This is a genomic window from Candidatus Villigracilis saccharophilus (assembly GCF_016711665.1).
Genome location: NZ_JADJSO010000084.1, coordinates 1 through 25182, shown reverse-complemented (window position 1 = coordinate 25182; position 25182 = coordinate 1). Strand labels below are relative to the sequence as shown.

Below are 25182 nucleotides of genomic sequence, written 5' to 3'. Positions count from 1 at the left end.
CACGGTGTTCTTTCCAAAATACGATCGAAGAAGTACGCGGCAAATGAAGGAATTTTTGGCTGTGAACGTGATCGTAAGTTGTTCCGCTTGAGTTCCTAAACGCAATGCGCGCAGGTTTTTGGTATTACCAGTTATTCAGAAACATCCCGCTTGTCGGAAAATTCCTTGAGCCATCCGTGAGAACCACGCAGACCAGGTTGGAGGTCATTTGGATTGAACGAGCTGGTATCGGCTGATCTGATAGTGTAAGATTGCGGATGGGGGTGCTGGCGGACGGGATTTTATGTTGGGAGAGTAATTTTGGCTAAATTCCTTTCCTTGAAACCATTAACGTGCCTTCGGGTTCCCCTGTTCGAGATTAGCTTGAACAAAATAGCAGCCCATTTTCTACACTAGCTAATGTCTTTGGAGGCTGAGCGGGTGTAGACATATACTAAATACTACATCGTCCCGCTTTACAAAATTTGTGGGAAATACATGTCGGTTTTTTCTCTTCGGTATTCACCCTCACAAAACTGATCGCCGTTTCCGGCGGTAGACTTTCTGTTTCTGGTTCTTTAATGCTGATTGTGGTATTCGCGCTTTATATTTTGAATGCGCAGGTTTCTTGTTTAAATCCAACCGCACTTCCACGCACGCGGACGATACCTATCCTTACTCCGCTTTGCGCAATAATCTTGTCAACGGCTGGGGCATTGTCCGGAATTCAAGGCGAACAGCCTGTGGAGACTCGACCCCATTTATTTATCTTTGATGACCGCCGCGATTGAAAAGCTCGGGCAGCTGATTTGGACTCCGCTTATACTTGCGCGATTTTTGCCGTGCTTGCGATCGCAACCTCGTTTGTTCTCCTCCTAACAATAAATCAAGACCATTTGTTTGAGAATTTGACAGCCGTTATTATGTTTGGTCTCTCTGTTTTGCTGATGATTTGGGCCAACACAGGCCTGGAGGTAACACTGTCAGCCTTTGCGCTTGTCCTGTGCGTGCCTCTCTACTTTGTACCGGATCGCGTAGTACCGCCGTATTTTTGTGGGCTGGAGTTTTCGGTCACTTCCTTTATCCGCCCGGAATGTTTGGGCTATCTTGGAGTGGACAGTTGCGTTTGAATTAATTACCATCTATTTGTCTGGAAACAAAAATTACCGCCCAATTTTCATGTTGGTCGGATCATTCCTAATCATTTATTCGCCAGTCTTCTTAGGGAAATGGTCATACTTCGGCTACCCTTTCCAACACATATTATGCAAAACAGGCGGCGGTCTGATCCAGACTGGTGCTGGCGCGGAGCCATTTGGACCAATTTGATTGAGACTTTTATCCCATCCATGCTTAGCTAAGGTGGTTTTTCTTGCAACATTGCGGAAGGGTTCGTACTTTCTCGAAAAACATATTTGTTGATCATAATTTTGTCTTCCTGGCTGATCGTGTCCACAGAACGTGCTGTATGATTAGTATGCTGAAGGGACGTTTCCTTACTCCAATATTCCTGATCTTGTTTGTTTTGCTGGACTGGGGATTTGTCAATTAAGCGGTGACCGTATCTCCCGCTTGTAATGCATTATCCTTATTTTCGGATTGTTTGGATCTCTTTACAATGTGGTATCTCGAAAACCAATTTAAAAAATTATGCTGATAGACCTTTCCTAACAGCAAAGGCGAACAAGCTGATAGAGATCGTTTCAACACCAGAGTTCGTAATGATTGGCAGATCACTGCGTGATATTGCCCAGCCCTGGACTCTGATCGCCTTGGTACCTATTGGGGCAATTGGGTATTATTCTGAATGACTGTATATGACATGGTCGGCCTTGTGGACCCAACCATCGCTCACGAACCCTTTTCGCAGGAATAGTATAAAATCCTCGTGGCGGCCGATATGACAAGGGGATGGTTTATACATTCTTCAGCTTGCGCCAACTTATATACTCATTGTTGATAGATTGACTTATGAGCCTTTATCCGGAGTGGATGATTGGGCGCTTCAATATAAATCCATCGCTGAAATTTGGAATTCTCCGCAATTTCACGAGGAATAACAATTTTGCCCCATTCGTATAAGCGGGTGGTATATCAATCTTTATTGTCGTAATATCCCGCCGCCCTAGCTGTTTCCGACCAATCAATCCTTCAATGTAATATATTTTTCCTTGGATTGATCCCTGCCATCCCCGAGAAAATCCTGCACTGCTTTTTATATCTTCTTCCATATTCGTCTGTGAGGTTAAATACTTGTCCAACACGGAGGGCCTTTTTCTTTCCGTCAACGATTGCCATCACCATCTGAATCTCCGCATTCTTGGCAATATGATAAAACCGCGTTATGAATTTGACATTTGCCTTAAGATGAAAGATCGCGCCCAGAAATAATAAAAAGTCCCAGTTCGAGGTGTGCGGCGCGCCGACCAAAATAAATTTTGGAATATCTGGCAATTGCCCCTCTATGTTCCAGCCAGTCATGCGGAGAATTGAATTGGCGATTAATCGGAAAAATGAACTGATAATAGGGGTGGTAAAGATGGTGTTTTTCAAGTTTTTGTCCTCGAATATATAACCCTGAAATATCATTTCCGTCTCTCGGATTTTTCATTTTGTTTCAACCAGTGAAAATCTGTGGTTAAATAACCATATGAGATTGAAATCAGCCATCCGCTTGATCGTTTATCAAACCGAAAAACTTACCCAGCTTGCCCGTTTTGCTTCGATCCCAGGCCGCAAAACGATTTGGCGATTCTGATTGGCATATCCTTTCCCTAAAGCGGTACCCAATTGCTTGACCTGATTTGCTTGGCTTTTCAAATGTCGCGCCGTTTTCCAAACGCATTCGCCATCTTTTTATGCTGAATATCGTGGGTGAAAGCGGAGTAAAGACAATCTCGAACAAGCCCTCGCTTGCCTTGATCTCTGCGTCCACGTGAGTATTGCATCAACCCATCTCTTGGCGCGGCCTGAAGCTGTTGCCCTGGCTTGCTCGCCAAACTTTGTTCGGCCTATTTTATTTTCCGGCGACCCGCGCGACGTGGCTGTGTCTCGCATGTTTTTTACGTCACTGATATGGAGGCGCGCCGCGTCCCCATTATTATCAATGCATTCCTGATTCTCGATTTACCGCGCTGAAGTGCCGGCATTCTCGGCAGACCTGATGCGAATATTGAATTCTTGAATATCGCCAGCGCTTGCCCATATTTGGGATGGCTCGATCAGCCTGAAGTACTGGCGATTCATTTTGAGGATTTGATCCTGACTCGCACCTCTGTATTGACCCGCATCATGGAGCATTTCCTCGCCCGCGCTCCGCTTCACACGCCCTGACAATTGATCCTGAATTCCCCTCGAGACCTCGATCAACCCGAACAAGTCTCCGACCTTTCGTTCGGGCAAGACTGGCGAGTGGAGAAAGTATTTCACTGACGAACACAAACAGATATTCAAGGATGTTGCTGGAGACCCGTTGGTCAAGCTGAAGTATGAAAAGAATAATGACCTGGAAGTTGTTCCAATGTTATCCGCGCTTATAACGAAGAAAACACGTAGGACGTTTGCTTGAGGGAATAAACCAACAGACGGTCAAAGATGTTGATGTAGTTCTGGTGGACTCCGGGGTCAACCGACCTAACCATTTCGATCGCCGAATCCCTTTGGCGCGGATTGTGAACATTCGTCCCGAAGAATTTACTTTGGGCGCTTCGCTAAACTATGGGTGGGGAAGGAACGCGAATTCGTTGTCACTGCCAGCGCGCATATCTATCCTGTTTATCCCGATTGGCTGGAAACCTTGCTTCGTCCATTTCAAGACGACACGATCGCATTAACTTACGGCAAACAGCGGACCAGAATTCGCCAGGTTTTCTGAGCAGCAGATCTTTCATCAATGGTATCCCGATATAGGCAAGGTGAAACAGGTAACCGCTTTTTTGCAATAATGCCAACGCCGCCATTCGAAAAAGTTTGTGGGAGCAAAATCCGTATGATGAAACGCTGACCGGCCTGGAGGATTTGGATTGGGCAAAGCGGGCTCAGGAGCAGGGACATGCATAGCCTATGTCGCCGATGCGGAGATCGTTCATGTTCACAATGAAACGCCGCGCGGGGTATACAATCGTTATCGTCGCGAAGCCATGGCCTTGCGCAGGATATATCCCGAGGCGAATTTTAGCTTCTACGATTTTCTCCGATTGACAACGACCAATGTTTTGAGCGACCATGGCACGCGGCGCGCGAAGGTGTGCTGTTATAAAAATATTTCATCCATTTTCTGGTTCCGTTATATGCAGTTTCATGGAACCCGCATGGGACATCGAGAAACCAGTCTCATCACACCGCAATTGCGTGAAACTTTTATTATGCGCGAGAACGAAAGAAAAAGAGGCAAAGAAGCGAAATGTGGAGCCGATTTGATATGAAAAGAAATAGATAGGTGTTTCGATAGTATCGTAATCATGGCTAAATTACTTTAAATAACACAGTCTGATAATGAAGCATTTCTTTCAGAAGAGGCTATGGCTGGCAGTCTATGCTCCTGATCGAACAAAAAGCGCGCGGATTTGATTCAAATTGCATGTGATTGATTCCGCTCAAACGGTGCACAATTTGCATAAATCCGTCGGTTATGAAGTCACAAATCTGTATATAAAAGGTTTTGTAAAATTATCATGTCATCCTCTCCATCAAGCCCGCAAACGAATTCACCATTCCCAACTCGCGGAATTAATGACGCGCAGTTTTGAAGACTATTTTGTTCCCGTCAATATCACGGACATCATCCTGTTGGCCATGCTCCGTCGTGACGGTATAGATCTCACTTCCAGCCGCGTGATCATGAAAGACGACCAGCCGTCTGGCTTGGCGCTCATCGCCCGCCGCGGCTGGGCAAGTCGCCTGGCCGCTATGGGGCTCGTGTCCACTGCGCGGAATGGCGGCACTGGTACATGGGCGATGCGGCAGCTTATCGAAGAGGCCGGGTCACGTGGTGAAAAAGAAATGCTTCTGGAAGTCATCGAGCAAAATACAGCCGCTGTGAAATTGTATGAAAAATTTGGCTTTACAAAGATCCGCAGGTTGGTGGGGTACAGGCTGGATACTTCGCAAATCGATTCTGCCGCCTTGCGCCAGGATCAAGAATTACAAGAAATCGATATTCGCGAATTGGCGCAAATGGTATCGTATCACGGCCTTGAAGACCTGCCCTGGCAGCTTTCTGGTACCACCATCGCACATCATACGCCGCCTTCGCGCGCCTTTTGCTTAAAGGATGCCTATTGTCTTGTCAGCAACCCCGAAACTACAGACGTGGCCATCTCGTCCGTGTTGGTAAAAAGCCCGGCCCAGCGGAGCAGGCTTGAGCGGAATCTTGATGCGCGCTTTTTGCGCGATTCCCAAATAAGGTCTGGCACGTTTCACCGGTATTTCCCGAAGAGATGAGCATCATCTTTGAACAGGTTGGCATGACGCGCGAAACGCTTTCGCAGTGGCAGATGTCTTTGAAGTTGTAAGACGAAGTGTCCGTTATGGGTATAAAATAGGCAATGAAACCTTGCCGCCCTTGTTCCCATGCGCCACCACAGCCAGCGCGTTCCAGGTAAAAAATTATCGCCCGTTAGCGGGCAAGCCTCTTTTTCAACATATCATCGAGACCCTGCTCGCCGTGCCCGAAATTGACACGGTGATGGTGGATACTGACCTCGAGCCAGTGATGGATGGAGTGCGCCGCCTCTTCCCTGCTGTAAGGCTGATCCAGCGCCCCGGGCATCTTCGCGCTGACGATGTGCCCATGAACGATATTCTCCCTGCACGATACGGCGCAGGTGCAGGCGGACTTTACCTTCAAACCCATTCCACGAATCCGTTGTTGAAGACGGAGACGATCTCAAAAGGAATCAAAACCTTTTTCGAGGCGTTCCCAAAATACGATCCACTTTTTCTGTGACGCGCTTGCAAACGCGATTGTATTTCCAGGATGGACGCGCCATCAACCACGACCCCGCGGTGTTGATCCAGACGCAGGATCTGCCGCCTGTGTATGAAGAGAATTCCTGCCTGTATCTGTTTACCCGTGAAAATCTTGAAAGGAAACACCATCGTATTGGAGATAAACCTTTCATGTTCGAGATAGATAAAGCTGAAGCCTGGGATATTGATGAAGAACTGGATTTTGGGATCACAGATTTTTTAATGAAGAGAAAGCTAAAGAATGAATTTTAAAAATATAAAGAAGGTAGTTACAAGTTGGTTTTCCAAACCCTGGTATCCCATTGCGATCAGCGCGTACCCCGTGATGGCCTTATTGTCTGCCAATACTGGGCAAGTCCAGCCTGGCGTAGTTGTTCGCCCAATGGTTGCATCGGTTGTGTTTGGCGGGCTGTTATTCCTGATCGTCTGGATATTTCTGCGTCAGATTCATAAGGCGGCACTTCTCACAACACTGCTGTTGGCATTATTCTTTACCTATGGTCATGCTTATATTTATATTGACCAGAAATTCCCCGATGCCAATTACACGATCTGGCTTGCAGTGGGCTGGATCATTTTGTTTTTCCTGGGTTTTTTTTGGACAACCCGCCCAAAGTTGACCTTCGTTTCGTCAGCGGCGACTCTTAATACGGTCGCGCTGGCGCTGCTGATCATGTCATTGGCACAGACCAGTTTCGGGGACGGGCCGCGAGGCGCGCATGCTCTCGGTCTGAAAAATGCCCCGGTTGATTCAAATCTGGTTCGGTCAGACGATCCGCCGGATGTGTATTTCTTCCTTCTGGATTCTTACACGCGCGCCGATCTTTTAAAGCAAGCCTATGGTTTCGATAACAGTGAATTCATTAATGAGTTGGAACGACGGGAATTCTTTGTGGCGAAGTGCAGTCAGAGCAATTATGTCCGTACCGAGCTGTCACTTGGGTCTTCGCTCAACATGCAATATTTGCAGGATCTGGATAAGGCTTTTACGCCAAAAAGTACTGCGCGCCGATTGTTATGGGACTCTCTTGTTCATAGCGCGGTACGCTATAACTTTGAGAGCATGGGCTATGAGACGGTTGGCTTCGAGACAGGGTTCGCGTGGCTCGATCTGACCGATGCGGATCATTACTTGAGCCCGCCGCCCATTTCTTCAGGGATGACCGAATTTGAAGCACTATTCCTGCGAACCACTGCGGCGCGCTACGCGCAGGATCTGGGATTGGTGGATCCTGATTACCTTTGGGAGTTGGCTTCCGGGACCGATTTAATTTTATATTCAACAGCATTGATGGGATTTCAAAAGATCAAAAGCCGACTTTTTCTTACATCCATGTGATCTCGCCGCACCCGCCGTTTGTTTTTGATGCGGAAGGCAATCCAACGTATCCCCCTGACTTTTGGAATGATAAGGGATTGTACACACCTGACCTGTATCAAAAAGGCTATGTGGACCAATTACAGCACTTAAACAAAACCATGCTCGATGCGATTGATACGATCATTACGAATTCTGAAGTGCCGCCCATTATCATCATTCAGGGTGATCACGGTCCGTGGATGCAGCCAAAGGAAAAGCGATTTTTGAATCTTACCGCGATCTATTTCCCGGGCCATAAGGATAAACTTTATTCAACCATTTCGCCTGTGAATATTTTCCGCCTTGTCTTCAATATCTACTTTGGCGGGAACTATGATATTCTCGAAGATGTCAGTTATTTCTCGCCTGTGCCCAATCTTTATGATTTCAGTGAAATCCCCTATCCCTGTAATGCTCCGGACAACTAAATGACCTACACAATTCTTCTCACTGCTCCCTATATGCTGCCCTTCCTTGAACGCTTCAAGCCAGTGTTCGAGAAATATAACCTTGAAGTAATTGTCCCCGATGTGCAGGAGCGCATGGAGGAAGATGACCTGCTGAAATATGCTGGTCAATTTGACGGCGCGGTTTGTGGAGATGACCGTTATTCAGCGCGCGTACTGGAAACCTGTGCCCCGCGCCTCAAGGTGATTTCCAAGTGGGGGACCGGGGTCGATTCGATCGACGCCTCAGCCTGCTCCCGTTTTGATATTAAACTCTGCCGAACCCCAAATGCTTTCACCACCCCCGTAGCGGATACCGTCCTCGGTTACATGCTCGCCTTTGCCCGCCGTGGCCCGTGGATGAACGCCGCTATGAAGCGCGGCGAATGGGAGAAGATTCCCGGGAAAACATTAAGCGAATGTACTTTGGGAATTATCGGAATCGGAAATATCGGCAAGGCGGTCACACGCCGCGCGCGCGCCTTTGGCATGAAAGTCCTCGGCACGGATATTGTCGAAGTTGATCATGTCTTTATCTCGGAGTCAGGTATTCACATGGCCGATCTTGAATCACTGCTCGCCGATTCCGATTTTATTTCAGTCAACTGCGATCTCAATCCAACATCGCATCATCTGATCAATGCAAATACACTCGCGAGGATGAAATCATCTGCCGTGCTGATTAATACGGCGCGCGGTCCCATCGTTGATGAAACAGCTCTTGTCACCGCAATCAGTTCAGGTCAAATTGGAGGCGCGGCTTTGGATGTCTTTGAGTTCGAGCCGCTGCCATTGGACAGTCCATTGCTAAAGATGGATAACGTTATGCTTGCCCCGCACAATTCCAATTCAAGCCCGACCGCTTGGGAGCGGATCCACTGGAACACGATCAAGAATCTGGTGGAAGGGCTTGGATTAAAGTACGAAGAATAAAAAGGAAAGAAAAATATCATGACTGAATCAAAAACTGTTTTGGTTACTGGCGCAGGCGGTGGAATTGGCCGCGCGTGCATTCATCACTTTTCTGAAAAAGGCTGGCGCGTGGTCGGCGTGGATCGTTTTGATTTTGGGGATGACTTTCCAAAAAACGGTCGTTTCATTAAGGCAGATATTTCGCATCCTGATTCGGTTGAACAGATTTTTCAGGAAGCCAGGGATTTTCATCCAACTCTGGATGCCCTTAATTAATGCCGCGGTTCAGGTTGCAAAACCACTTGTGGATACAACAGTTGAAGAATGGGATTCTGTCATGGCGTCCAATCTGCGTTCTGTGTTCTTATTCGCCAAGCTCGCGTATCCGCTTCTAAAGACAAATGGCGGCGCTGTGGTGAATATCTCCTCGGTCCATGCGGTTCAAACCTCCGCGAACATTGCCGCGTATGCCGCTTCCAAAGGCGGCATGCTGGCGCTGACACGCGCCATGGCGATTGAGTTCGCGGCAGACAATATCCGTGTCAATGCGGTTCTGCCCGGCGCCGTGGATACCCCCATGCTTCGCGCGGGGCTTGGCCGCGGGCACCTTGGCGGAAGTGACATGCAGGAACGTCTGGATAACCTTGCGCGCAAGACGGTCAACGGGCGGGTCGGCACGCCCGCCGAGATCGCGCATGCCATATATTTTCTTGCGGACAATGAGCAATCCTCCTTTATGACGGGACAGGCCTTGGTGGTGGATGGCGGTGCGACTGCAAGATTAAGCACAGAGTAGCTCTTAATGCAGGTCACCCGCTTTCTGTTCTTTTTGACAGCTGTTATTTTGGCTGTCCTCAGCGTTCTTTCACTCCTCAGATCTTTCATGGGTAGTGACCTGCGGATCTACATTGTTTATTCCATTTTGATGGCTGTTGATGCCGCATGTATGTTTGTGTGCGGACTGTTCCTAAATAGAAAGATCAAATTGCTGTTTTGGTTCGCGTTCATGCTGCTCGGTCTCAACATTCTTTTGACCATATTTGACCAGTTCGGGTTGATTGATTTGCTTTTTGTTCTGTTGAATATTGGAACACTGGCATCGTTAATTATATTTCGCAGGGAATTATTGCCCCAATGAAACAAACCTTTAAGTCCATTCTCCCAAGTCCGATGCTTCAATTTGCGCGCAATACCTACGACTCGTTTCGACGCATTCCTCAACTGCCCGCGGCTTATTTTCATCCGTGGAGGCGTGAGAGCATTCGCCGTCTCGCCGAACTTAAAGATATCCACAAGGGCGGGCGCGCTTTTATCATTGGCAATGGACCAAGTCTCAAACAAACTGACCTATCCAAGCTCAAAAACGAAATCACCTTTGGGATGAACCGCATTTATGTGGTCTTTCCCGAACTTGGCTTCCACACAACTTATTATTCAGCCACCAATGACCTCGTGATCGAACAATTCCATGACGATATTCTTGCGCTCCCCATGCCCAAGTTTTTAGCATGGCGCTCACATCGTCATTTCTCCCCGACCCTGCAACTTCCCAACCTGCCAACGTTTCTTTACACATCCTACACGGGTCCGCGTTTTTCGCCTGACGTGCGCGGGCGTGTTTGGGAAAGCGCCACGGTTACGAATGTCACACTTCAACTGGCTTTCACATGGGCTTCGAGCAGGTCATCCTGATCGGCGTGGATCATAATTTCACGTCCAAGGGCGAGGCCAACAAAACGGTCATCTCACAGGGCGATGACCCGAACCACGTCGCGCCTAATTATTTTGGCAAAGGCGTCCGCTGGCAATTGCCTGACCTCGACACATCCGAGATCGGCTATGCCATGGCGCGTAACTTTTACAAAAAGGCAGGCCGCGAAGTGTTGGATGCGACGGTTGGAGGCAAGCTGACCATCTTCCCCAAAGTGGACTACAATTCGCTCTTCTGATTTTCGCCCTCTGACTTTTGACTCCATGACAAAAACGCTTCCCGCCCGACCTGCAAACTGGTTCATTCTCTTTATCATTCTCCTCGCTTTGGGCGGATTGTTGCGCCTGCTAGACATCACCGACCCGCCTCTTGATTTTCATTCCTCGCGCCAGCTTCGCAATTCACTGGTGGCGCGCGATATTTATTATTCCATTCTGCCGTCCGCGACAACTGAACAGCGCGAGCTTGCCTCTTCCTTTGCAAATTCCGTCGGGAGATATGAACCGCCTGTCATCGAATCGATCGTGGCGGTCACCTATCTTTTCACGGGCGGAGAGAACATCGCATCTGCCCGAATCTGGGAGACGCTATTCTGGCTTTCGGCCGGTGTGGCTTTGTTTGACCTCATGCGCCGAGCCGTTTCGCCGTGTGCGGCATTGATCGGATTGTCTTTTTACTTTATCCTGCCCTTTTCGGTGCAGGCGAGTCGATCCTTTCAACCTGACCCATTGATGACATCCGCGTTTGTTGTCGGAATTTATTTTCTTTATCGCTGGTCGGAAGAACAATCCTGGAAGTGGACAATTCTGGCTGGCGTATTTTTAGGATTTGCCGTGTTCGTGAAAATTGTGATCGTGTTCTTCGTTGGGGCGGCAGCGATTGCAATGGTCTTGTTCACGCTGAAAAGGGATTTTTGGAAATCAAAGCAGGTTTGGTCCATGGCATTGATCATGATCCTGCCTGCGCTGTTGTTCTATGTCCTTCTTAATCAAGGTCGTTCCACGGAATATTTCCTGAGCTGGACTGTAGCGTTGATCGGCCTGATTACAAGCACCGATTTTTACACCAAATGGCTGGCTTTTCTCGGACAATTATTTGGGCTGACCATGATCTTCCTCAGCATTGCTGGCATCTTTCTTGCAACTCCGCGTTTGAGGTGGTTGTTGGTCAGCTTATGGGTTGGGTATGTTTTATACGGTTTAACTCTGCCATTCCAGATGTACACGCACAGTTATTATCATATTCAACTGATCCCTATCGTTGCATTGGGATTGGCCGCGGCGTTGAATCCGCTCATTGAAAGCGCGGCAGGTCAGGGCGCGGTCGGACGCGCGGGCTTCATCGCTGTGATCGTGGTGGTCATCGGATTCCAATCCTGGGTTTCGCGTTCTGTTTTGGCGGATGAAAGTTTTCGGCATGAACCCGTATTCTGGCAGCAGGTCGGCGGAGCGATCCCTGCGGACGCAAAAGTGATCGGGCTGACTCAGGATTATGGGTTTCGGCTGATGTACTACGGCTGGCGGAAGGTGATCTTGTGGCCGTATAGCACGGAACTGGCTGAGGTGCGGAACGGCAATTTGGATTTCTCTGATCGTTTCGGCGAGTTGACTCTGGGTAAGGATTATTTTTTGGTGACAGCGTTCGGGCAGCTTGATAAACAGCCTTCCCTAAAGAAATTGCTGGATGCATATCCTGTTGCGGTTGATGGCGAGGGGTATGTGTTGTACGACCTGATTCCATGAAACTTGTTTCGATCATCACGCCGTCGTTTAATCAAGCTGAGTATCTTGAGCAGACCATATTATCTGTTTTAAATCAGGATTATTCGAACATTGAATATATGGTGCTGGACGGCGCTTCAACGGATAACAGCGTTGACATCATCAGGAAGTATGAAAATAGACTGGCGTATTGGGTCTCGGAAAAAGATAGCGGTCAGGCGGATGCGATCAACAAAGGATTGGATCGGGCGAGGGGCGAAATTGTCGCGTGGCTGAATTCAGATGATTATTATTTGGCGGGGACAGTATCATCAGCTGTGAAAATATTCGACCAACATCCGCATGTCGTTCTGGTGTACGGGAACATGCTGGCAGTTGACGAACACGGACAGACCTTCAATACCTTGAATTACAAACAATTGACCCTGGAGGACCTGCTGTGCTTCCAGATCATCGGGCAGCCCGCTGTTTTTATGCGCCGTTCCGCGTTGAACGATATCAGACTCGATCCTGATCTTCACTTTTTATTGGATCATTACTTATGGATCCAGATCGCCCGCCGTGGAAATATTCTACATGTAAACGAAACCTGGGCGGCGGCGCGTTATCATGCGGGTGCGAAGAACCGTGCCAAAGCCGCCGAGTTTGGGCGTGAAGCCTTTCGTATTTTGGAAAAAGTAAAACAGGATGAAGGTCTTGCGCCAGTGATCGTGAAAATAAATCGTCGAGCGCTTGCCTCGGCTCACCGCGTGGATGCGCGTTATCTGCTGGATGGCGGACAGCCTGCGGGCGCGCTCATCGCATGGATGCGCGCTTTATTTGTTCATCCACCCACTGCTTGGGCGCGCTCGAATATTTTTGTTTCAGCTGTTTTGAATTTGCTGGGATTGGGGAAGTTGCGGGAAAAGGTTTTGAAACAAAGGGCGGCGAAATATCAAAAACAATAACAGATCAATGGTTTGCATGCTTGCCCCGAGGGCGGGGTAGGCATGCAACGTTAAGACTTCCTGCTTTGCCACTCAGAGGCCAGTAAACTATAAAGCACCAGGTCTGCGAAATGACCTCTAGACCACCAGGATTGACGAAGGATACCTTCCTGGGTGAAGCCTAATCGCTCAGCGATCTTGCAGCTGCGGTTATTTTCAGAATCACATTGTATCTCCAAACGATTTAATTTCAGCTCGCCAAATGCGTGGTTAATCAAAATACTACACGCCTTTGTCGCAAGACCTTGCCCTTGAAAGGAAGCGCCCAGCCAGTATCCGATACTGGCCTTTTGATCAGCCCAAACAAGACCGTGTAAACTGACGATGCCTGCCAGGTTGCTCTTTAACCAAATGCCAGCTCGTAAACCATTATTAGCCGCAAAACGCGCAAGCCCGGCTCTAATATACTCTTTTGCATCGTTAAGTGATAGCTGGTCAGTGAGCCACGTAAGTTCTGTCTGCAAATGGACTCGATTTTGATCTAATAAGGAATAGACTTCTTCCGCATGTCGTTCTTCAAGCAAGCGAAGCACTATATTCTCATCAATTTTATGACTAAACATAATTCCTCTCTTTTGACACTGCTTTAAGTCGATGGGTGACTCTATGAACGAAAAACTTGCTGACTAAAAAACAACGCCATAGTAAACTTGCAAAATTATTGCATGAACTTTTGATTTTAGCAACCATCAAATGCAATACCTTTACGGGGGGATTGGAATAATATAAGTATTTTCCACTAAACTAGAAGTGTTTCTGAAGGCCCGTAGCCGGACTCTCGAACTGATAGATCCTTTTATGCCCGAGAATCTTCCGCCATAATTACGTTACAATTGTCCTGTTCGCTATGAAAGATAATCCTTCTTTTTTTGCCCCCCGCATCACGTGGATCACAGCCCTGCTTGTTATTTTCATTCTTGGCTTTGCCATCCGCCTGTACGATCTCACTGATCTGCCGCTTGACTTCCATCCCACACGCCAATTGCTTTCCGCATTAAAGGCGCGTGGAATGTATTATCAAACACTGTCCGCTGCCGATGTGCCTGCGGAGCAGCGCGCCTTTGCCATTCAGCAATGGAGATTCCGCGCATCGGTGGAGCCTGAATTTTTTGAGCGGATCATCACTTTCACTTACAAATTTACCGGAGAGCAGGTCTGGATCGCGCGGATTTATTCGTCCTTGTTCTGGATGATCGGCGCAGTCTTTTTATTTTTACTTGCGCGTGACATCACCTCAACAGACGGCGCGCTGGCGGCAACAGCTTTTTATCTATTTTCCCCGTACGCCATCCTTGCCTCGCGCAGTTTTCAACCTGACCCGTTAATGGTGATGCTCATCATCATCTTTTTATGGGCTGTGTATCAGTGGGCACAGCGGCCCGCATCTTATTTTTATGCGATCCTTGCCGGCTTGTTCGGCGGATTTGCCATCTTCATAAAACTTGTGGCGGCATTTTTTGTCATCGGCGGCGGGGTGGGGGCTTTGCTCGGGCGTGGATCTCTGCGGGAAGCACTGAAACAGCCCCAGGTTTACGTCATGAGCGTGCTTGGCGTCCTGCCGGGCGCTGTGTACGTGTTGTATGGCGTTTTTATCGCGGGCTATCTGGGTCGGCAATTTGGCGGACGATTCATCCCATCCCTTTTTCTGAGTCCATCTTATTATCTCGGCTGGATCGGAATGCTTAACCTCGTCATTGGCGGATTCGTTTTGATGATCGCCATGCTGGGACTTTTCTTTTTGGACAGGGAAAAGCGCCGATTCCTGCTTTCGCTTTGGGCTGGGTATGCTTTCTTCGGTATTTATTTTAACTATCATATTTCCAGCCACGATTACTATAGTCTGCCATTGATCCCCATCGTTGCCTTGTCCATTGCGCCGCTCGCGGATTGGTTCTTCGCTCAACTTGCCAAAATCGCTGTAACTCGTTTGATGCGTTTTGCTGTTATTGGTCTTCTGCTTTTAGGTTCTTTCATGTCCCTTTGGAGTACGCGTTCCCAAATGAAATCTGTTGATTATCGCCCCGACGCGCAGATGTGGGCGGAGATCAGTGAGAAAATTGGCGACAAAAATAGTGTTGGATTGACTCAAGATTACGGTTCGCGGCTCGCGTACTGGGGCTGGAAGAACATCTCTTCCTGGCCTACGCATGGCGACCTGATCTACCATAATGATCTGCGCGGCGCTCATGACGGGCCGGACTTTGAAGAACAATTTGAAGAACTTGCCCTAAAGAAAGAGTTCTTTTTGGTAACCGATTTTTCGGACCTGGCGCTTCAGCCATTTCTCCAGGAAAAATTGTCGGAGTACCCTGTATTCGCTAAAGGGAATGGGTATGTGATTTACGATATCAGCCAATGAAACTGGCAGGAAATTTATTCGAGATGCAATTTGAAATAAAAAATTATAAGAAGCCATTCTTTCATACCATCATTGGGATATGCGCGGTCGCGATGCTTTCTGTCATGGGAGTGTATTCGTATCTTGGCATCTATTCCCGTTATATCGCCGATGATTACTGTGAAGCTGTCCGTGTGACCAGGTCTTCACCCATCAGCGCGGTGGTCGAACGATACCAGGCCGGAGATTGGCGGGCTGCCAATCGTTATTCCAATCTGCTTTTTGTTGGCTTTAGTGAATTGATCGGCGGGAATAATATGCAGATCACGATCGTGTCCATGGTGATCATTTGGACTGTCGGTTTGGCATGGAGCGCCTATGAATTGCGGAAATTGCTTGGAATAAACTGGACGAATTCAATGGACTGGTTCCTGGGTGCGGCTTTGGGGGTGTTCAGTCTTTTGCAGGCGCCTAATCTTTTTCAAATCATTTATTGGCGTTCCTCCATGATGACTCATTTTGCGCCTCTTGTTTTTGGTACGCTCCTTCTCGCTTTTTGGATACGGCAGGCGCGGTATTCCATGAGCCAGCCACTTTTCTGGATGACCTATCCATTGATCTTCGTTGCCACATTTATTATTGCCGGGTTTTCCGAGCCGCCCATCACGACCATGGTCACAGGATTATCCCTGATCATGCTGGCGGTCTGGGTTTGGGGAGCACCGCCTGTTAAACAAAGATTCCTTGCATTGCTTGCCTGGACATTCACAGGCGCGGTTCTGGGATTGATGGCGCTGGTATTTTCGCCCGCCAACGTAAACTTGGAAAAAGACGTGATTCCCGGTGTGCTCGACATACTAAGAGATTCGTTTCTTTATAGCTATATCTTTATCGCTGATTCGATCAGGGTGTTTCCAATTCCCAGCCTTGTTTCAGCTTTGATCCCCGCGCTATTAATTTGGTTATATTTGCAGACTACCGCTTTGGAATTTTCTCGAACACAAAAACGCTTTCTATGGATGATCGTTTTTTTTGCTCCTTTTATCATGTGGATACTAATCGCGGCTGGCTTTTCTCCCAGTGTATATGGACAGGGGTTTCCAGTGGAACGGATGCGCTTTCTTGCCCGCACCATAATGACTTTCACGATTATGCTGGAAGGTGCTCTGTTTGGGATCCTGGCTCAGGATTTTAAATTAAGATCGGGTCGTAGTTATGTTCAATCATTTGCCGTGGTCCTGCTGTTCGTTCTCGGATTGATCTATCCTTTGAGAGCCGCTGTAACTGTTTATGAAAATAATTATAATGAATATCGTTCCCGTGCCGCGCTATGGGATCTGCGTGACGCTTACATTATCCGTCACGCGGATCTGGGCGAAAAAGATTTGATCATCCCCGCTTTCTCAGGCGTGTATAAAATCAAGGAACTGGATCTCAACCCCGATCACTGGACGAATCGCTGCGCCGCCCAATATTATGGCGTGGATACAATTCAAGCTGTATCTGTTCCGGATGATTATATTTTGGAATACTTAAGTGAACAAAAATAATCCCATCCTCGTAACTGGCGCGCATCGCAGCGGCACAACCTGGGTCGGCAGGATGCTGGCCTCCAACCCGCAGACCGCGTATATCAGCGAACCGCTTAATGTTTTGCATCGCCGCGGCGTGTACCGCGCCGAGGTGGACCGCTGGTATACATATATTACTGAAGAGAACGAATCCAAATATCTTCCCGCCTTTCAGGAACTCCTGGGATTTCGTTATCATCTTTTGGCAGAAATGTTCTCGTTGCGTTCCCAAAAGGATCTCCTCCGCTTGGGACGCGACCTGGCTGTTTTTACAAAAGGGAGGCTTCTTAAGCAGCGGCCATTGCTAAAAGATCCCTTCGCGGTTTTTTCCGCGCCGTGGTTCGCCCAAAAAATGAATTGTCAGGTCGTCATCACCATCCGTCATCCTGGCGGCTTTGCAAGCAGCCTCAAACGCCTGGATTGGCCCTTTGATTTTAATGACCTGCTCAAACAACCCATGCTCATGCGTGATCATCTTGAGAAAGACCGCGCAGATATGGAAAATATGCGGGCTGATGACATTGTGGGGCAGTCCGCGCTGCTTTGGCGGATGATCTACCGTTCGGTTCATGCTACCCGCAGCCTGTTCCCGGACTTCAAGATCGTCCGCCACGAAGACCTTTCCCTGGATCCCGCCGCGGGGTATAAATCTCTGTATGAGTCGCTTGGTTTAACTTTTGATGATAAAGTACGTGATACGATCATTAATTCCAGCAGCTCTGAAAACCCGGCCGAGTTGTCGAAGAAAAAAGTTCATTCCGTAAAATTGGACAGCCGCGCCAACATGGATAACTGGAAAAAGCGGCTAACTGCTGCAGAGATCGTTCGCATCCGCAAAATGACCGAAGATGTATCCCATCTTTTTTACTCAGATAATGAATGGTAGATCCGCTTTCCACCTTATGTTTACTGATGAATGATCACTGATGACTAATCTTCCCCTTGTCTCCATCATTACCCCTTCCTTTCATCAGGCGCAATATCTTGAAGCCACGATCCAGTCTGTCCTTGGCCAGGACTATCCGCGCATTGAGTACATCATCGTGGATGGTGGTTCAACCGATGGGAGTGTGGATGTCATTAAAAAATATGAAGGTAGACTCGCCTGGTGGGTCAGTGAACAGGATAAAGGCCAGACTGATGCGATCAATAAAGGATTCAACCGCGCCAATGGCGAGATTCTCGCGTGGTTGAATTCAGACGATACATATAATCCTGGCGCCGTCAGCGCGGCTGTGAAATTCCTGATGGATAACCCCGAGATCGCGATGGTATATGCTGACTGCAACTTCATTAATGAGCAGGGTGGCGTGATCGGTAAATTCAATTCCGCGCAGACAGATCATCACCGTTTGCGTGAGGGCTATGTCCACATCCCGCAGCAGACCATGTTCTTCCGCGCCAAATATTGGAAGGAACTTGGCCCGCTTGACCCGTCTTTTTATTTTGCAATGGATTATGACCTGTGGACACGCATCAGTGCGCGCGCGCCAATAAAATATTTGCGGGGACAAACCTGGGCAAATTTTCGCATCCATAATTTCGGAAAAACCAGTTCAGCGGATGATCGCTGCTGGCCTGAAATGCTCCGCGTTCATTATCGGGATGGCGGTGGTTTCTTTTCTGTGATCGTCGCAAAATATTATCTGAGAAAGATCATTGGCCCGCTATGGAAGTGGCGCGTCAAACGAGCCTGAACCCATGAATTACCTTTTCACACCTCCTTCCCTTGATGATTTCATCCGCTTGCTCAGAGCCTGGCGCTTTTGGATGCTCTGTGCTTTCCTGGGCGCGATTCTTGGCGCGATTGTTTATTACATTATCCCGCCACCGTTTCGTGCGCGCGCAACTGTTAATGTGGATTTCAATCTGGAACAGGCCTGGCCTCAGGACACGGACCGCCAGCAGTTCAATTATTTGGAACGTGAGGCGCGCAAGTTGGAGGAGCTCGCCTGGTCAGACGATGTGATGGGGCAGTTGTCGTCACAATTCGCTTTGACCGTTGCCGATCTGCGAGGCAGTTCGTTACAGCTTGGCCAGCCTGCCGAAGCGGGTTGGCATTTTTATGCGGATGACAGCGACCCACAAATTGCCGCCTCCCTGGCTTCAATTTGGGCGCAGGCTTTCGTTGATGTGGTGCAGGATCAGGTGGATTCTGGCACGGTCAACGAATATGTCCGCCTGGAAGTTACTCAGTCACAAGACCTGCCAATGGAACGCAGCATCCCAATGAGCGGATACTTACTTGCAGGTTCGCTTGGCTTTCTTACAGCGGCTGTGTTTGTCACGTTGTTCATTAAACCGAGGGCGGAGTCCGGCATCACTTGATGCGCGCGTCTATGAATATAAAACTTATACAAAACAAAGGCTTGGGAACTCCTTGAATAAATTCGCTTCCTTCCTTTGGGGCACGGTCCTGCTTGCCGTGCCCGTCACCAGTTTTCGATGGTTCCCCTTTTTAGGGGAAGGTACGTTCGTTCGTCCGCTGGCGTTATATCCGCTGGCACTGCTTCTTCCTCTTTTGCTTGTGCAGGCATTTCGTAAAAAAATACACTTATATTGGGCGGGCGCCTTCGTGGCTCTGGCTGTGTTGATCCTTTTCATTTTCACTGCGACCAGCTTCGGGGTCATGTTCGATCCGCTTCCATTGCGTGGACAGACATATTTTGGACGCGCGATCCGCGCGTTGGTCACGCTCCTGATTGGCGTCGCTTTTTTCATCGCCGCGGTCTGGATGAATAAAGATGAAAATGATCTGCGTTTTTCGGCGCGCTGGATATTCGCGGGTATCTGCCTTGATATTTTTTGGAGCGGCCTGCAGGCCGTCACTTTTTATACAGACCTGCTTGAAAAAGAAATGGTCACACACTGGCAGCTTGCGTTTTCAATGCGCGAATTAGTCCGTTCGAATCGGATTTCCGGCCTGGCATTCGAACCCGCCTGGCTGGCGGGACAATTCGCGACGGTATTTATTCCTTTCCTATTTGCCAGCCTGCTGACGAATTACCGCGTCACTCGTCTGAAATGGCTGGAACCTGTTTTATTGGCGTTCTCCCTGCTGGTACTGTTGGCCACCTACTCGCGCGGCGGGATATTGGTCACGATCGCGGCGGCTGGTCTGACAACGCTATTTCTCGGCCGCGACATGCTCCGCGCGATCTGGAATTGGTTTGTTGGAGGTTTTCACGCGCGCGTTTTGGATGTGGCGATTCGTGCCGCGATTCTTCTTGCTGTTGTTGGCTTTATCGCGGGTGCGTTCCTTTTTCTCGGACAAAAAGAATATTTCAGCCGTTTGTGGAATATCAACGCGGACAGCTTGAATGAATATATTGTGGATATCAATGCGGGCGCGCGTGGCGCGTATTCGGTAGGAGCCATGGCCGCTTTTGAGCAGCATCCCTGGAGCGGCGTCGGGCTTGGTGCAAGCGGATTTTATATTTATGAAAACCTGCCTGATTGGGCATTGACCACTTTGCCGGAGATTGCCAGGCAACTGGACCCCGCCAGCCGCTCGTACCCCAACCCGAAAAACCTTTATGTGCGTCTGCTGGCCGAAATTGGATTGATCGGCTTCTTCCTTTTCCTTGCATTTCAATTCCATCTGCTTGGCGATATTCTTGACTTGTCGCATCGTAAAGAGCTCTGGGCGCGCTTTGCGGTCACTGCCGGGGTGTTCGCATGGCTTGCGATCACATTCTATAATTTCACCCAGGATTCGCTCGCAACCCCAAATATATGGCTGGTACCTGGTATTCTGGTGGGGCTCTCAAGGCCTGTCAGGGATGAGAATCCGGCTAAACTGCAGATTTAACGTGTTTGTTAGAATTGAGAACAAGGTGTAACCTCCTCACATTGCGGGCATTTGATTTATTCGTTATGATTGGGAAGTATGATGCGTAAATTTGAAACTCCCTACATGGCAGATTGGTTTGCCATCTCTCTGCGCTGGATCACGCTCGTGGGCTTGGTCGTATCGCTTGGGCTTGGGCAAAAACTGGAGATCATCCTGTCGTGGCCGCTGGGATTATTAATCGTCTGGAATCTTGTTATGACCATGCTGGCAAGTTCCAATGTTCGCATGACATATCATCGCCGCATTAGTTTTTTTATGGACCTGGTATTATCGGGCGCTTTTTTTCTGGTGCAGGGCGGCCTGCAAGGCCCGGCCTTGTGGACGGGATTACTACCCATTTTAACTAGTGCGATCTATTTTGAATTTCTGGGGGCATTGCTGGCGGCAGGTTTGTTTTCCATACTTGTGATCAGTATGAGTTTGTATGAAACCGGCAACAGTTCCTTGGCGATCATTGTTTCCATTAGCATGATTTTGTTAAGTTTGCTTTTTGGATTTCTTGGCAAACGCATGATCATACGCATCAGGCAGAATCGTTCGCAGTTTTTGGATTCAGAAGAAAAGAAACGGGCGGTCCAAACCGAACGGATGCGCGCGATCTACGAATTAACATCCGAGCTTTCCTCCACATTAAGTTATAAACGTGTGCTTGACTCTGCTTTGGATATGAGCGCGGCTGTGTTGAATCCCGACCCGGAACAATTGGTGAGCGACCCGCTGGTGGGTATGGTCATGTTATTCAGCGGTGGTAAATTGCATATCGGTTCAGCGCGGCGATTAACGAGCGCGGATATGCGCGTTACATTCGATGCGGCGGAAGGTCTGCTCAAAAGGGCGCTCGATGAAGGCGAACCGATGCTCCTTAATGACATCGGCTATGACCCTGAACTTGGGCGTGTGGTTGTGCTCCGAACCTGTACAAGCGGATATTGTTTTCCCCTGCGCAGCGGGTTAAATGTGTATGGCGCATTGTTGTTTGCTCATCCCAACCCCGATTACTTCAATTCGGAGCGCAGCAACCTGCTTGATATCATCGGTAGACAATCCGTGACCGCTATACAGAACGCGCGTTTGTATCAGGATCTTGTCGAAGAGAAGGAGCGTATGGTGGAAGTGCATGAAGAGGCGCGCAAAAAACTGGCCCGCGACCTGCATGACGGCCCCACCCAATCGGTGGCGGCGATCGCGATGCGGTTGAATATTACGCGGCGCATGATGTCCAAGGATGTCCAGGCGGCTGGCGAAGAGATCATTAAGCTCGAGGAACTGGCGCATCGCACCACGAAGGAAATTCGTCACATGCTTTTCACCCTGCGCCCGCTCATTCTCGAATCCAGGGTCTTACCGCAGCGGTTCAATCCATGGCCGACAAGATGCTGGAAACTTTTTCCCAAAAAATGACCGTGCAAATTGATGAACGTGTCACCAAACAATTGGAGATGGGCAAGCAGGGCGTGATCTTTTATATTATTGAGGAGGCGGTCAATAACGCCCGCAAACATGCGGCTGCTGACACCATTGCCGTGCGCTTGAAACCAGTGGAAGCTGGTATCGCGCTGCTGGAGATACAGGACAACGGCGTTGGGTTTGATGTCGGTGCCATGTCTCAGGCCTATGATAAACGCGCGAACAGCAGCCTTGGCATGGTCAATCTGCGGGAACGTTCTGAACTTGTGAATGGTTTGCTGCATATCGATTCTGCCCCAGGCAAGGGCACAAAAATCCAGGTTTATATCCCTCTCACAGAAGACGCCGCGGACCGTATCCACCATCCGCGCGCAAAATAAAAATGCCGATCGCCGCAGACCTGTACTATTATTTCTTGCACGAGTCGCAAGACAATTTCGTGAAACGCCCTCCGTTGATCTTTATTCACGGGGCGGGCGGCAGTTATATCTCCTGGCCTGCACAGATCCGCCGTTTGGAAGGTGAAAGAATTTTTGCGCTTGACCTGCCGGGCCATGGGCAATCTGAAGGAGCGGGCAGGCATTCGGTGGACGAGTATGCCGAGGATGTAATTGCCTTTATGAAGGCATTAAAGATTCGCGCGGCAGTGCTGGTGGGAATTTCGATGGGTAGCGCCATCGCTCTGTCGATCGCTTTGAAATACCCAAAGAAGGTATTGGGACTGGGTTTGCTCGGAAGCGGGGCAAAACTGCGGGTCGCCCCGCCAGTCCTGGAATGGGCGGCCAATCCGAATACATTTGAGTCTGCTGTGGATATGGTGAATGAAAATTGTTTTAGCGAGGGCGCCCCGCAAGGTTTGTTGGCTCTTTCAAAAAAACAAATGATGGAAATTCGCCCGCCTGTTTTTCATGGAGACCTTTTGGCGTGCAATGAGTTTGATGTGGTCGGTCAATTGGAAAAGATGGATCTCCCCGCACTGATCATCTGCGGTGCGGATGATAAAATGACCCCTGTAAAATTTTCGGAATTATTAAAAAGCCGCATCGCAAACTCGCAGCTTCACGTGATCGAACATGCCGGACATATGGTCATGCTGGAACAGCCGGATAGGATTGCGGAATTATTAAAGGAATTTGTTGATAACCTCCCGCAGCGTGTAAGGAAAACGAAAAAGCCGCGCATCGCTGCTCCTGCTCAACAACCAGAACCTCCCCTGGAGGAAAGCTCATAACCCGAAGATTTTCCTCAAGATTGGAATGGCATTCATCACCGCAATGGCCCGATGGCTAAGGCGGTTTTTTTCATCCATATCCATCTCCGCCATTGTCTTTTTATATTCAGGAAAGTAAAAAATGGGATCATATCCAAAGCCGCCATTACCGCGTTCTTCTGCGATGATCTCGCCGTGGCAGTTCCCTTCCACGATTTGAACATCCTGATCTGGTGCTGCAATTGCGATGGTCGCATGGAAGTGCGCCGTCCAGGGATGCGGCCTGTCTTTGAGATTCTCCAGCATGTAGGCGCGGCGGTCTGCATCATTTGCGCCCGGCTTTGGGGTGATAGCGCGCGGAATGTAACCCGGGGCGCACCGTCCAATAAGTCTACTTCGAGACCCGAGTCATCGGCGAGGGAAACGAGTCCGCTGGCACAGGCAAAGGCGATGGCTTTCTTTGCGGCATTCTCGGCATAGGTCGCGCCGTCTTCTTCCACTTCAAGGGTTAAATTGATATCTGCCGGGGTAATGAGTTCCAGCCCTGTATCTTTTAGCAGTTCCTGTAATTCTTTAACTTTGCCTTTGTTGTTGGTTGCGATCAGTAGTTTTTTCATTTTCTAATTTTCCCGGAGCGCAGACTTCAGTCTGCTTTTATCAGAGCGGACTAAAGTCCGCGTTCCAGCTTTTCTTTTGCCCATTTTGCATGTGCGCTGACCAATGGCTCATCATCTTTTACTGCCTGCTCCAAAATGGGAATGTCATTTTTGTTTCCAATGTTCCCAACAGCCACTGCCAGGTTGCGTAAGTATCCGCGCCGTTTGGCGCGTTTGACCGGACTCTTCTTAAAGCGCTGATTAAACTCGACGGATGTCAGAGTCAGGTCGGAGGTTATGACTGGAAGCGGGATTTTCGGCTCGAAGGCAGAGTCGCCCTTGGCGGAGAATCGATTCCACGGGCAGACCTGCTGACAGACGTCGCATCCGAAAATCCAATCCTGTGTAAGCGCTCTTAATTCATCCGGGATTTCTTCTTTGAGTTCGATGGTGAGGTAGGAGATGCAGCGGCGCGCTCGAGGGTACGGTTGGGCAGGATGCATTGCGTGGGACAGGCCTGGATACAGCGCGTGCATGTGCCGCAATGGTCAGTGATGAGCGTTTCATCGGGTTCGAGCTCGATGCCGAGCAGGATCTCAGCCAGAAAAAAAGTCGAGCCTGCCCTGGGGTTGATCAGCATGGAGTTTTTTCCGATCCAGCCAAGACCTGCGCGTTGGGCGAGTTCGCGTTCGAGGATGGGACCGCTGTCGGTGTAATAGCGGTTGGGGATGGGGTGTCCGAGCTGTTCTTCGATAAACTCAACAATCAATTTCAGGCGCGTGGGAATAACATCATGATAATCTTCGCCCAGTGCATAAGATGCAATTTGAAATTCTGCCTTCTGCCTTCTGCCTTCTGCCTTTGTATAGGGCATTGCCAGCACCAGAATGGATTTACATTCGGGGAGGATTTGTTTGGGGTCGGCGCGGCGGATGCGGCTGCGTTCTTCGGCAAGATAATTCATCGTGCCGTGTTTGTTTTGATCGAGCCATTCTTCAAAAATATTGTAGTGCGCGGGCGGCTCGAAGAAGTAACGCCAGCTAGGATGAATCCCAGCTGGCGCGCTTTTTGCTTGATTGCCTGTTTTAGTGCGGCAGTCACTCTTTACTTGACGATGATCTT

The 25182-nt window shown here is 49.0% G+C and carries 30 protein-coding genes and 1 pseudogene; 24 read left to right on the top strand and 7 right to left on the bottom strand.

What is annotated here, in order from left to right:
• Positions 1-2130: 2130 nt before the first annotated feature.
• Together IPL17_RS26555 and IPL17_RS26550 are read right to left on the bottom strand one after the other, a co-directional pair.
• On the bottom strand, positions 2131-2532 hold the full coding sequence (locus IPL17_RS26555) for a hypothetical protein (protein WP_345310105.1): 402 nt from the start codon (positions 2530-2532) through the stop codon (positions 2131-2133).
• Between the two features lie 573 nt (positions 2533-3105).
• Complete coding sequence (locus IPL17_RS26550; RefSeq protein WP_345310104.1) at positions 3106-3408, bottom strand: hypothetical protein; 303 nt, start codon at positions 3406-3408, stop codon at positions 3106-3108.
• A gap of 292 nt (positions 3409-3700) precedes the next feature.
• Between IPL17_RS26550 and IPL17_RS26545 the strand changes: the two genes are divergently transcribed.
• From IPL17_RS26545 to IPL17_RS26475, 15 genes are all read left to right on the top strand, one after another.
• Positions 3701-3853 carry a hypothetical protein gene (locus IPL17_RS26545; RefSeq protein ID WP_345310103.1) on the top strand — a complete coding sequence of 51 codons (153 nt, stop codon included), beginning with the start codon at positions 3701-3703 and terminating at the stop codon, positions 3851-3853.
• Between the two features lie 148 nt (positions 3854-4001).
• Positions 4002-4403: a hypothetical protein gene (locus tag IPL17_RS26540; protein ID WP_345310102.1), complete on the top strand. Its 402-nt coding sequence runs from the start codon at positions 4002-4004 to the stop codon at positions 4401-4403.
• Positions 4404-4710: 307 nt separating this feature from the next.
• Positions 4711-5421 (top strand): GNAT family N-acetyltransferase, encoded by a 711-nt coding sequence (locus IPL17_RS26535; protein WP_345310101.1) that lies wholly within the window; start codon positions 4711-4713, stop codon positions 5419-5421.
• Positions 5422-5533: 112 nt separating this feature from the next.
• Positions 5534-5926: a hypothetical protein gene (locus IPL17_RS26530; protein WP_345310100.1), complete on the top strand. Its 393-nt coding sequence runs from the start codon at positions 5534-5536 to the stop codon at positions 5924-5926.
• Positions 5923-6201, top strand: coding sequence for a hypothetical protein (locus IPL17_RS26525; RefSeq protein ID WP_345310099.1), 279 nt, complete (start codon positions 5923-5925; stop codon positions 6199-6201). The genes IPL17_RS26530 and IPL17_RS26525 overlap by 4 nt, the downstream gene beginning before the upstream one ends.
• Positions 6191-7288 carry a hypothetical protein gene (locus IPL17_RS26520; protein WP_345310098.1) on the top strand — a complete coding sequence of 366 codons (1098 nt, stop codon included), beginning with the start codon at positions 6191-6193 and terminating at the stop codon, positions 7286-7288. The genes IPL17_RS26525 and IPL17_RS26520 overlap by 11 nt, the downstream gene beginning before the upstream one ends.
• Before the next feature lie 77 nt (positions 7289-7365).
• The gene (locus IPL17_RS26515) at positions 7366-7737 is read left to right on the top strand and encodes a hypothetical protein (RefSeq protein WP_345310097.1); all 372 of its coding nucleotides are present in this window, start codon (positions 7366-7368) and stop codon (positions 7735-7737) included.
• The gene (locus IPL17_RS26510) at positions 7738-8688 is read left to right on the top strand and encodes a phosphoglycerate dehydrogenase (protein ID WP_345310096.1); all 951 of its coding nucleotides are present in this window, start codon (positions 7738-7740) and stop codon (positions 8686-8688) included.
• Between the two features lie 18 nt (positions 8689-8706).
• A complete protein-coding gene (locus IPL17_RS26505; protein ID WP_345310095.1) occupies positions 8707-8943 on the top strand; it encodes an SDR family oxidoreductase in 237 nt (78 codons plus the stop codon).
• Positions 8930-9463, top strand: coding sequence for an SDR family oxidoreductase (locus IPL17_RS26500; RefSeq protein ID WP_345310094.1), 534 nt, complete (start codon positions 8930-8932; stop codon positions 9461-9463). The genes IPL17_RS26505 and IPL17_RS26500 overlap by 14 nt, the downstream gene beginning before the upstream one ends.
• 6 nt (positions 9464-9469) lie before the next feature.
• Entirely contained in the window at positions 9470-9805 is a 336-nt protein-coding gene (locus tag IPL17_RS26495) for a hypothetical protein (RefSeq protein ID WP_345310093.1), read from the top strand.
• The gene (locus IPL17_RS26490) at positions 9802-10359 is read left to right on the top strand and encodes a hypothetical protein (protein WP_345310092.1); all 558 of its coding nucleotides are present in this window, start codon (positions 9802-9804) and stop codon (positions 10357-10359) included. The genes IPL17_RS26495 and IPL17_RS26490 overlap by 4 nt, the downstream gene beginning before the upstream one ends.
• Entirely contained in the window at positions 10335-10616 is a 282-nt protein-coding gene (locus IPL17_RS26485) for a hypothetical protein (RefSeq protein WP_345310091.1), read from the top strand. Before IPL17_RS26490 ends, IPL17_RS26485 begins: the two co-directional genes overlap by 25 nt.
• 25 nt (positions 10617-10641) lie before the next feature.
• A complete protein-coding gene (locus tag IPL17_RS26480) occupies positions 10642-12120 on the top strand; it encodes a glycosyltransferase family 39 protein (protein ID WP_345310090.1) in 1479 nt (492 codons plus the stop codon).
• Positions 12117-13046, top strand: a complete 930-nt coding sequence (locus IPL17_RS26475; RefSeq protein ID WP_345310089.1) for a glycosyltransferase family 2 protein — start codon at positions 12117-12119, stop codon at positions 13044-13046. Before IPL17_RS26480 ends, IPL17_RS26475 begins: the two co-directional genes overlap by 4 nt.
• Before the next feature lie 50 nt (positions 13047-13096).
• Here the strand turns inward: IPL17_RS26475 and IPL17_RS26470 are convergent, their stop codons facing one another.
• On the bottom strand, positions 13097-13648 hold the full coding sequence (locus IPL17_RS26470; RefSeq protein WP_345310088.1) for a GNAT family protein: 552 nt from the start codon (positions 13646-13648) through the stop codon (positions 13097-13099).
• Positions 13649-13932: 284 nt separating this feature from the next.
• On the opposite strand from IPL17_RS26470, the gene IPL17_RS26465 reads away from it, so the two are divergent.
• The 9 genes from IPL17_RS26465 (at position 13933) to IPL17_RS26425 (ending at position 23485) form a co-directional block, all read left to right on the top strand.
• Entirely contained in the window at positions 13933-15444 is a 1512-nt protein-coding gene (locus IPL17_RS26465; protein WP_345310087.1) for a glycosyltransferase family 39 protein, read from the top strand.
• A gap of 23 nt (positions 15445-15467) precedes the next feature.
• Positions 15468-16973, top strand: a complete 1506-nt coding sequence (locus IPL17_RS26460; protein ID WP_345310086.1) for a DUF6056 family protein — start codon at positions 15468-15470, stop codon at positions 16971-16973.
• A complete protein-coding gene (locus IPL17_RS26455; RefSeq protein WP_345310085.1) occupies positions 16960-17880 on the top strand; it encodes a sulfotransferase in 921 nt (306 codons plus the stop codon). Before IPL17_RS26460 ends, IPL17_RS26455 begins: the two co-directional genes overlap by 14 nt.
• Before the next feature lie 40 nt (positions 17881-17920).
• Positions 17921-18691, top strand: coding sequence for a glycosyltransferase family 2 protein (locus tag IPL17_RS26450; RefSeq protein WP_345310084.1), 771 nt, complete (start codon positions 17921-17923; stop codon positions 18689-18691).
• Between the two features lie 4 nt (positions 18692-18695).
• Positions 18696-19322, top strand: coding sequence for a hypothetical protein (locus IPL17_RS26445; RefSeq protein WP_345310083.1), 627 nt, complete (start codon positions 18696-18698; stop codon positions 19320-19322).
• A 52-nt stretch (positions 19323-19374) separates the two neighbouring features.
• A complete protein-coding gene (locus IPL17_RS26440) occupies positions 19375-20805 on the top strand; it encodes an O-antigen ligase family protein (RefSeq protein WP_345310082.1) in 1431 nt (476 codons plus the stop codon).
• Between the two features lie 81 nt (positions 20806-20886).
• A complete protein-coding gene (locus IPL17_RS26435; RefSeq protein WP_345310081.1) occupies positions 20887-22248 on the top strand; it encodes a histidine kinase in 1362 nt (453 codons plus the stop codon).
• A complete protein-coding gene (locus IPL17_RS26430) occupies positions 22245-22634 on the top strand; it encodes an ATP-binding protein (protein ID WP_345310080.1) in 390 nt (129 codons plus the stop codon). Before IPL17_RS26435 ends, IPL17_RS26430 begins: the two co-directional genes overlap by 4 nt.
• Before the next feature lie 2 nt (positions 22635-22636).
• Positions 22637-23485, top strand: a complete 849-nt coding sequence (locus IPL17_RS26425) for an alpha/beta hydrolase (RefSeq protein WP_345310079.1) — start codon at positions 22637-22639, stop codon at positions 23483-23485.
• Here IPL17_RS26425 and IPL17_RS26420 read toward each other — a convergent pair.
• The 4 genes and pseudogenes from IPL17_RS26420 to IPL17_RS26405 all read right to left on the bottom strand — a co-directional run.
• Positions 23480-23770, bottom strand: coding sequence for a non-canonical purine NTP pyrophosphatase (locus tag IPL17_RS26420; protein WP_345310106.1), 291 nt, complete (start codon positions 23768-23770; stop codon positions 23480-23482). The genes IPL17_RS26425 and IPL17_RS26420 overlap by 6 nt on opposite strands.
• 104 nt (positions 23771-23874) lie before the next feature.
• A pseudogene (locus IPL17_RS26415) lies at positions 23875-24081 on the bottom strand (non-canonical purine NTP pyrophosphatase); the annotation flags it as partial.
• A gap of 50 nt (positions 24082-24131) precedes the next feature.
• Positions 24132-24563, bottom strand: a complete 432-nt coding sequence (locus IPL17_RS26410) for a 4Fe-4S double cluster binding domain-containing protein (protein ID WP_345310078.1) — start codon at positions 24561-24563, stop codon at positions 24132-24134.
• On the bottom strand, positions 24476-25182 hold a 707-nt coding region (locus IPL17_RS26405), incomplete at its 5' end, for a QueG-associated DUF1730 domain-containing protein (RefSeq protein WP_345310077.1). The genes IPL17_RS26405 and IPL17_RS26410, both read right to left, overlap by 88 nt.

What these genes read in the sequence shown, in the direction of transcription:
- IPL17_RS26490 (WP_345310092.1), top strand. Translation starts at nt 9,802, where the DNA reads ATGAAACAAACCTTTAAGTCCATTCTCCCAAGTCCGATGCTTCAATTT.
- IPL17_RS26510 (WP_345310096.1), top strand. Translation starts at nt 7,738, where the DNA reads ATGACCTACACAATTCTTCTCACTGCTCCCTATATGCTGCCCTTCCTT.
- IPL17_RS26485 (WP_345310091.1), top strand. Translation starts at nt 10,335, where the DNA reads ATGGGCTTCGAGCAGGTCATCCTGATCGGCGTGGATCATAATTTCACG.
- IPL17_RS26470 (WP_345310088.1), bottom strand. Translation starts at nt 13,648, where the DNA reads ATGTTTAGTCATAAAATTGATGAGAATATAGTGCTTCGCTTGCTTGAA.
- IPL17_RS26445 (WP_345310083.1), top strand. Translation starts at nt 18,696, where the DNA reads ATGAATTACCTTTTCACACCTCCTTCCCTTGATGATTTCATCCGCTTG.
- IPL17_RS26435 (WP_345310081.1), top strand. Translation starts at nt 20,887, where the DNA reads ATGCGTAAATTTGAAACTCCCTACATGGCAGATTGGTTTGCCATCTCT.
- IPL17_RS26410 (WP_345310078.1), bottom strand. Translation starts at nt 24,563, where the DNA reads ATGCATCCTGCCCAACCGTACCCTCGAGCGCGCCGCTGCATCTCCTAC.
- IPL17_RS26460 (WP_345310086.1), top strand. Translation starts at nt 15,468, where the DNA reads ATGCAATTTGAAATAAAAAATTATAAGAAGCCATTCTTTCATACCATC.
- IPL17_RS26425 (WP_345310079.1), top strand. Translation starts at nt 22,637, where the DNA reads ATGCCGATCGCCGCAGACCTGTACTATTATTTCTTGCACGAGTCGCAA.
- IPL17_RS26505 (WP_345310095.1), top strand. Translation starts at nt 8,707, where the DNA reads ATGACTGAATCAAAAACTGTTTTGGTTACTGGCGCAGGCGGTGGAATT.
- IPL17_RS26475 (WP_345310089.1), top strand. Translation starts at nt 12,117, where the DNA reads ATGAAACTTGTTTCGATCATCACGCCGTCGTTTAATCAAGCTGAGTAT.
- IPL17_RS26480 (WP_345310090.1), top strand. Translation starts at nt 10,642, where the DNA reads ATGACAAAAACGCTTCCCGCCCGACCTGCAAACTGGTTCATTCTCTTT.
- IPL17_RS26450 (WP_345310084.1), top strand. Translation starts at nt 17,921, where the DNA reads ATGACTAATCTTCCCCTTGTCTCCATCATTACCCCTTCCTTTCATCAG.
- IPL17_RS26420 (WP_345310106.1), bottom strand. Translation starts at nt 23,770, where the DNA reads ATGCTGGAGAATCTCAAAGACAGGCCGCATCCCTGGACGGCGCACTTC.
- IPL17_RS26520 (WP_345310098.1), top strand. Translation starts at nt 6,191, where the DNA reads ATGAATTTTAAAAATATAAAGAAGGTAGTTACAAGTTGGTTTTCCAAA.
- IPL17_RS26535 (WP_345310101.1), top strand. Translation starts at nt 4,711, where the DNA reads ATGACGCGCAGTTTTGAAGACTATTTTGTTCCCGTCAATATCACGGAC.
- IPL17_RS26465 (WP_345310087.1), top strand. Translation starts at nt 13,933, where the DNA reads ATGAAAGATAATCCTTCTTTTTTTGCCCCCCGCATCACGTGGATCACA.
- IPL17_RS26495 (WP_345310093.1), top strand. Translation starts at nt 9,470, where the DNA reads ATGCAGGTCACCCGCTTTCTGTTCTTTTTGACAGCTGTTATTTTGGCT.
- IPL17_RS26500 (WP_345310094.1), top strand. Translation starts at nt 8,930, where the DNA reads ATGCCCTTAATTAATGCCGCGGTTCAGGTTGCAAAACCACTTGTGGAT.
- IPL17_RS26430 (WP_345310080.1), top strand. Translation starts at nt 22,245, where the DNA reads ATGACCGTGCAAATTGATGAACGTGTCACCAAACAATTGGAGATGGGC.